Origin of the sequence: Micromonospora sp. KC721 (assembly GCF_004348355.1) — a bacterium.
Lineage (GTDB): Bacteria > Actinomycetota > Actinomycetes > Mycobacteriales > Micromonosporaceae > Micromonospora.
Genome location: NZ_SMJY01000269.1, coordinates 1 through 6,574, shown reverse-complemented (window position 1 = coordinate 6,574; position 6,574 = coordinate 1). Strand labels below are relative to the sequence as shown.

Here is a 6,574-nt window from a genome sequence, read left to right as displayed (position 1 = left end):
GGGGGCGACGGGGCGGGCCGCCTCGCGGACCGCCTCGGCCAGGGCGACCAGGTCGTCGGTGGTGGGCGGCGGAGGCTCGAACTCGCCCTCGTGCCGGACCACGTCCCAGCCCCGGGGAGCGGTCAGGCTCCGCGCGTGCGGCTCGCACAGGTCGTACGTGTGCGGTTCGGCGAACGCGGCCAGTGGGCCCACCACGGCTGTCGACTCGTTGTAGACATAGGTCAGCGTGGCGACCGCTTGCCGGGGGCAGCCGTTACGAGAGCAGCGCCGTGGTGACCTCACGGCGGCAGGGTATCCCCAATACCGGGTCCGGCGCACCGGTTCGCGGTGCGACACGCCCGTCACCGTGATCACAATTCGGCCCGGCGCGCCACTGACGTGGCGCTGCCGCAGGCCAGGCCGAACTGGCAGCTACCCTTTGCCACATGACAAGCCCGGAACACCGCCGCCCCGGCTCCGGCCGGCGCACCCACCGCGACCGGCACGGCCGGGGGCTGCGCGGGCGGCTGGTCCCGGCGACCGTGCCGCTGGCCCGGACGAAGGCCGAGGTCTTCGACGACCTCGTGCTCGACACCGTCGAGACGCTGGAGCGCCGCTTCGCCAAGGAGTTGGCCGGCGTCGAGTTCGCCGTCGAGGACGTCCCGCCGGATCTGAACGTGTACGACTCGGATGTGCTCGAGGACGGTGAGGTGCCGCTTGCCCGCCTGCTGCCGGGGCGACCCGGCCGGCAGGAGGTGCCGCCCCGGATCGTGCTCTACCGCCGTCCGCTGGAGTTCCGGGCGATGGACCGGGAGGACCTCGCCGACCTGGTGCACGACGTCATCATCGAGCAGGTGGCGAACCTGCTCGGGGTCGACCCGGACGAGCTGGCCTGACCCCTGGCCGGGTCGCCCCCGCGACCGCGACCGTTGCCGCCGGCGGGGCGAAGCCCCTGCGGGCGTGAGTGCCACCGGCGGGCGGAGCCCCTGCGGGCGTGAGCCGGGCGGCCCCCACCGCCCCGGCCCGACCTCAGCTCAGGCGGCCCGCCGCTTGAGCTTGCGCCGCTCCCGCTCGGAGAGCCCGCCCCAGATCCCGAACCGCTCGTCGTGGCCGAGAGCGTACTCGAGACATTCCGTCTTGACCTCGCACCGCGAGCAGATCCGCTTCGCCTCACGGGTCGAGCCGCCCTTCTCAGGAAAGAACGCCTCCGGGTCGGTCTGCGAGCACAGCGCCCGCTCCTGCCACTCCGGCGCGTTTCCGAGCAGGTCGGCCACCTCAAGCTGGCCGTCCATCAGATGCCTCCTTGTCGCGCACCGGCGTCACCGCCGCTGCAACCCCCCACGCGAAAGGCGTGCTTGTCCGTCCGGTCCCCATTTGTTGCGTTCCGCGCGAACAACCCCATTCAAATTACACGCGTGTAATGCGTGCGCCGTCAAGCCAAACTTGATAATGGAGTCGCCCTCCCGACACCGCCCCGGACGGCCACTTCGGTCGCCCGGCCTCGCAACCTGCCCTATCGATTCAGACCCCGGACGAGTAACGCCCTCTCCGGCGAGTTGCCCCAGATTTCTGCCGTGGCGTCGCCACCGTGAACACCGCCGGGGCACGCCGGCGGAAGCTCCGGTGGACCAGTCAACCAAGATCAGAATCTCGGTGGGGCACAGGTTAACGCGGTTCGCCACGAGCCGCTCGTCGAGCCCGGAAAAGCCGAGAGCGCCCCGTCCACATTGTGGACGGGGCGCAACGGTTCCGGCACCGTACGACGATCAGCGCGCCCCAGGTGAAGCGCTGCTCGGCCAGACGAACTCCGCGATGGCGCCGCCGGTGACGGTGACCACTCCGGCCGGCGTGTCGTCGTCCCACCAGACGGTATAGCGTCCCGCGCGCAGATCCGGGTAGACGGCACTGTGGAACACGCCGTCGCGGACGATCCGCTCGCGTACCGCCACGTGGGTCCGCTTCCCGCCGGGCTCGTCGTCCCGACTGACCTCGATCTCCCGGCCGTGCTGGTCACGTCCGGTGTAGATGATCAACGCACCGGTGTCCGCCCCGAGATCGAGCATGACGGTCCCGCTCTCCGTCGGCCCGTACCGGTGGTGGTGGTCGTCGTGGTGGTGGTGCTCGTGCATCGGCCTCTCCGTCCGGTCAGGAGCGCGACGCCGGCGGGTTGTTGAACCCGTCGTACGGCGTGCCGAGGAAGGGGAAGTTACGCAGGAACGGCGCGGTGACGTCCTTCGCGCTCAGGCCGGGGGTGACCGCGTTCGCCGCGGCGTCCGGCTTGAAGTTCTTGTCCACCAACGGCACGGTGAGCCCGGCGATGGCACGCAGGGCGATCGTCACCACGTCGTCGGTGACCCGGCGGCCGTTGGGAAAGCCGGCCAGGTCACCGCCGATCACACCGAGCGCGTTCGGCCGCGCGCTCGGCCTGATCGCGGTGTTCAACCGCAGCATGTCGGCCTGCACGTCGCCGGTGTTGTTGGTGAAACCGTCGATCAGGCCGGACGGGATGCCAGTGAGCAGGATCGCCACCAGGTCCGCCCGCGCCTTCTTCGACTTGTTCAACCGGTCCAGGTTCGGGAAGACGCCCGGGTAGAGCACCGGCAGCAGGGCGGCCAGCTCCGGCTGCTCGACGAACCGGGCGAAACGCTTGTCCTCGGATGGGGGCAGCGTGTTCCACAGGTCCTTCTGCGCCATCGGCACGATGACCTCGTTGAACAACGGGTTGCCGAGTCGCGACACCTGCGTCCACGGGCCGGTCGCCGAGTCCTTGGCGACCTTGTCGCCGAGGATCTTCACCTGCTGACGCGACGCGGTCGTCCACACCCCGATGATCGAGGCACGGTCGGTGTGGCCGTACCGGTTGGACTTGCGGCGCACCCGGCCCAGCGGCACCTGCAGCGCGATGCTGTGCACGTTCATCCGGTCGAGGGCGTTCACCGGGTCGCCCGGCTCCCTGAAAACCTTCTTCCCCGCCACATGGAGCTGCTGGAACGGTCGCAGCGTACCCAGGTCGAAGATCGCCCCCAGGTCGACGAAGAAGCCGTCCGCGCGCTGCCCGACGAAGACCTTCTCGCCGGTGGACAGGTTGAACGTCGCCTGCCGGACCAGATCGTTGTACTTCGGGATGGACAGCGGCCCCACGTTGCACGGCGGGCAGGGCAGCTTGCGCGCCAACACGTGCTCCCGGCCGTCGGCGATCCGGGTCAACCGGTAGAACTGGCGGCGGTTCAGGTTCTTGCTGTCCAACGAGTCGATCGGGCCGGTGTTGTAGAGGAAGCTGTTCGGGTTGGTGATCTCGGTGGTGAACTCGAAACGGTAGGTCACGTCGGGGTGACCGTCACCGTCGTTGTCGATGTGGATCTCGTACCGGACGTCGTCGCCGAACTCGAAGAAGTTCGGTCCACCCGAGGGAAGCTGCAACGGCACGTAGTTGGCGATCAGCGTCACCGAGTCGGGCCGGTCGGGGGTGACGAAGGCGTACAGGTCGGAGCTGTCGGCGACCGGGTCCTTGCTTATCTCGGGTGCTTCGCGGTGGGAGGACATGGCGGACCACCTTTACGGGATCAGGGCGGAGTGGGGCATGCGGGAGGGCCGGACGGCCGAGAGTCGGCGCCGGAGCAGGAAAGGGAGGCGTGCGGGGTCGGTCAGCGCCTGGCGGCGCGGCGCAGTTGGTCCGCCAACCCCTTGTCACGCACCTCGAACCGGGAGGTACCGACAAAGACGTCCATCGTCCCGGAAGCCGCGTCACGCAGGTGCACGACGATCGGCTCGTCCTTCCTTCCCGCCCCCGACGGGGCGTTCTGGGCGACCGAGACACCGGTCACGGTGAGCGCGGCGGCACCCAGGGTGGCGCTCGCCGCAGCGGTCAACGTCTGCCGGCGGGTCAGTCGCGGCCAGCGCCGCTTCCGCACTGCACTCGTCATGGGGAACCTTTCCTCCGGCGCGCGGGCGCACGCGGGGTGGAGCGCGAGGTCGCCGGCGGCGGCCCTCGCCTCAACCGCCGCCGGCGGACATGGGTACGGCTCGCACGTCCGAAAGGTTCGACGCTATCCGGTTCGATGACCGTACGAGGTCGTCCGCTTGCGCGCCGGCCGGCCCGCGGCCGCCGCGATGGCCCGCAACTGCTCCTCGGTACGGGCCGAGCCGTTACCGGATCCGGCCATCCGCGAGATCGTCTCCTCCATCAGCGTGCCACCGAGGTCGTTGCAGCCGCCCTGGAGCATCGCGACCGTGCCGGCGTCACCGAGTTTCACCCACGAGCACTGGATGTTGTCGATCCGGCCGTGCAGCAGCAGCCGTGCCATCGCGTGCACCACCCGGTTCTCCCGCCAGGTGGGACCCGGCCGGGCGATGCCGGCCAGATAGATCGGCGCGTTGGTGTGCACGAACGGCAGGGCCACGAACTCGGTGAAGCCGCCGGTGCGGTCCTGCACCCCGGCCAGCACCCGGAAGTGGCCCAACCACTGGCCGGGATGGTCGACGTGGCCGTACATCATCGTCGAACTGGACCGGATGCCCAGCTCGTGGGCCGTGCTGACCACGTCGACCCAGGCGGCGGCCGGCAGTTTGCCCTTGGTGAGCACCCAGCGCACGTCGTCGTCGAGGATCTCCGCGGCGGTGCCGGGGATGGTGTCCAGGCCCGCCTCCCGCAACCCGGTCAACCATTCCCGCACCGGCACACCGGCCTTGGCGGCAGCGGTGACGATCTCCATCGGTGAGAAGGCGTGCACGTGCATGCCCGGCACCCGCACCTTGATCGCCCGAACCAGGTCGGCGTACCCGGTCACCGGAAACTTCGGGTCGATGCCGCCCTGGAGGCAGACCTCACTCGCCCCGGCCGCCCACGCCTCCTCGGCCCGGTCGGCGACCTGCTCCACCGAGAGCCGGTACGCGTCGGCGTCCCGCTCCCGCTGGGCGAAGGCGCAGAACCGGCAGCCCACGTAGCAGACGTTGCTGAAGTTGATGTTGCGATTGACCACGTAGGTGACGTCGTCGCCGACCGTGTCCCGGCGTACGTCGTCGGCGAGCCGGCACAGCTCGTCCAGCGCCGGGCCGTCCGCGCCGAACAGCGCCAGCGCCTTCGCCTCGTGCTCCGGCGCGAGCAGCGCCGCCGGGTCGTCCGCGGCCAGCCGCAGGCCGGCCCGCACCTCGGCGTCGCCCGCGGCCGCCGCCGGCGCGCTCACCTTGCCGGCCACCTCCGCCCAGTCGCCGTAGACGCTGTCGAAGTCCCCCCGCCGGTCCGCGCTCCGGCCGGTGGTGTCGATGGTGGTGTGCAGGTCGGTCCGGCCGCCGTACGTCTCGTCCGGTTCCTGCCAGGGCCGCCCGACCGGACGGGCGGACTCCACGGCGAGGCCGGTCTCCGGGTCCGCCAGCGCGCTGACGTGCGGCAGCAGCCGCGGATCCAACCACGGGTCACCGGCCAGGACGTACTCCGGATAGACCGTCAGCCGCTCGCGCAGCATGAAGCCGGACTTCTCGGTGTGCCGGGCCAACTCGTCGAGATGCGGCCAGGGCCGTTCCGGGTTGACGTGGTCCGGGGTCAGTGGGGAGACCCCGCCCCAGTCGTCGATGCCGGCGCGCAGGAGAAGGTCGTACTCCCCCTCGATCAGGTTCGGCGGGGCCTGGATCCGGGCCTTCGGGCCGAGCAGCACCCGGGCCACCGCCACGGTGACGGCCAGGTCGTGCAGCTCGGCGTCGGGCATGCCCCGCATCGCGGTGTCCGGCTTCGCGCGGAAGTTCTGCACGATCACCTCCTGGAGGTGGCCGTACTCCCGGTGCGCCCGGCGGATCGCGAAGATCGCGTCGACCCGCTCGGCGGGCGTCTCACCGATGCCGATCAGGATGCCGGTGGTGAACGGCACCCCCACCCGGCCGGCGTCGTCCAACACTCGCAGCCGGACGGCAGGCTCCTTGTCCGGCGAGCCGAAGTGCGGCCCGCCCGGCTCCGACCAGAGCCGGGTCGCGGTGGTTTCCAGCATCATTCCCATGCTCGGCGCCACCGGCTTGAGCCGCTGCAGCTCCGACCAGCTGAGCACGCCCGGGTTGAGGTGCGGCAGCAACCCCGTCTCCTCCAGCACGGCGACGGCGCAGGCGCGCAGGTAGTCCAGGGTGGAGTCGTAACCCCGCTCGTCCAACCAGCGCCGGGCCGCCGGCCACCGCTGCTCCGGACGGTCACCGAGGGTGAACAGGGCCTCCTTGCACCCCAGCGCCGCTCCCTGGCGGGCGATCGCCAGCACCTCCTCCTGCTCCAGGAAGGCGGCCGGTAGCCGGTGCGGCACCGTGGCGAAGGTGCAGTAGTGACAGCGGTCCCGACAGAGCCGGGTGAGCGGGACGAAAACCTTCTTCGAGTACGTCACCACGCCCGGCCTGCCGGCGTCACGCAGCCCCGCGTCGCGGATCTCCCCGGCAATCCGGAGCAGCTCGTCCAGCTCCGGCCCACGGGCCGCCAGCAGCGCGGTCGCCTCCTCGACGTCCAGCGCGCGCCCGCTGGCCGCCCGACGCAGCGCGCGCTGCACGCTGGCCGCGGTCGGGCCGGGTTCGGTGCGGTCAACCATCCGCTCAGCCTATGCCGTCCCGCTTCCGCCCCACCCGACCG

7 protein-coding genes are annotated in these 6,574 nt (G+C 70.9%); 1 reads left to right on the top strand and 6 read right to left on the bottom strand.

The window, feature by feature from the left end; genetic code table 11:
• A partial coding sequence (locus E1182_RS28290; protein ID WP_132270787.1) for a DUF3499 domain-containing protein occupies positions 1 to 282 on the bottom strand: 282 nt, incomplete at its 3' end.
• A gap of 143 nt (positions 283 to 425) precedes the next feature.
• Here E1182_RS28290 and E1182_RS28285 point away from each other — a divergent pair.
• The gene (locus E1182_RS28285; protein ID WP_088963879.1) at positions 426 to 875 is read left to right on the top strand and encodes a metallopeptidase family protein; all 450 of its coding nucleotides are present in this window, start codon (positions 426 to 428) and stop codon (positions 873 to 875) included.
• Positions 876 to 1,013: 138 nt separating this feature from the next.
• On the opposite strand, the gene E1182_RS28280 is transcribed toward E1182_RS28285, so the two are convergent.
• The 5 genes from E1182_RS28280 to E1182_RS28260 all read right to left on the bottom strand — a co-directional run bounded on the left by E1182_RS28280 (position 1,014) and on the right by E1182_RS28260 (position 6,533).
• The gene (locus E1182_RS28280) at positions 1,014 to 1,271 is read right to left on the bottom strand and encodes a WhiB family transcriptional regulator (RefSeq protein ID WP_007455784.1); all 258 of its coding nucleotides are present in this window, start codon (positions 1,269 to 1,271) and stop codon (positions 1,014 to 1,016) included.
• Between the two features lie 474 nt (positions 1,272 to 1,745).
• Positions 1,746 to 2,108 (bottom strand): phospholipase, encoded by a 363-nt coding sequence (locus tag E1182_RS28275; protein WP_132270786.1) that lies wholly within the window; start codon positions 2,106 to 2,108, stop codon positions 1,746 to 1,748.
• 16 nt (positions 2,109 to 2,124) lie between these two features.
• Positions 2,125 to 3,522 carry a DUF4331 domain-containing protein gene (locus E1182_RS28270; RefSeq protein WP_132270785.1) on the bottom strand — a complete coding sequence of 466 codons (1,398 nt, stop codon included), beginning with the start codon at positions 3,520 to 3,522 and terminating at the stop codon, positions 2,125 to 2,127.
• Between the two features lie 101 nt (positions 3,523 to 3,623).
• The gene (locus E1182_RS28265) at positions 3,624 to 3,902 is read right to left on the bottom strand and encodes a hypothetical protein (protein ID WP_132270784.1); all 279 of its coding nucleotides are present in this window, start codon (positions 3,900 to 3,902) and stop codon (positions 3,624 to 3,626) included.
• A gap of 123 nt (positions 3,903 to 4,025) precedes the next feature.
• A complete protein-coding gene (locus E1182_RS28260) occupies positions 4,026 to 6,533 on the bottom strand; it encodes a bifunctional FO biosynthesis protein CofGH (protein WP_132270783.1) in 2,508 nt (835 codons plus the stop codon).
• Positions 6,534 to 6,574: the final 41 nt, after the last annotated feature.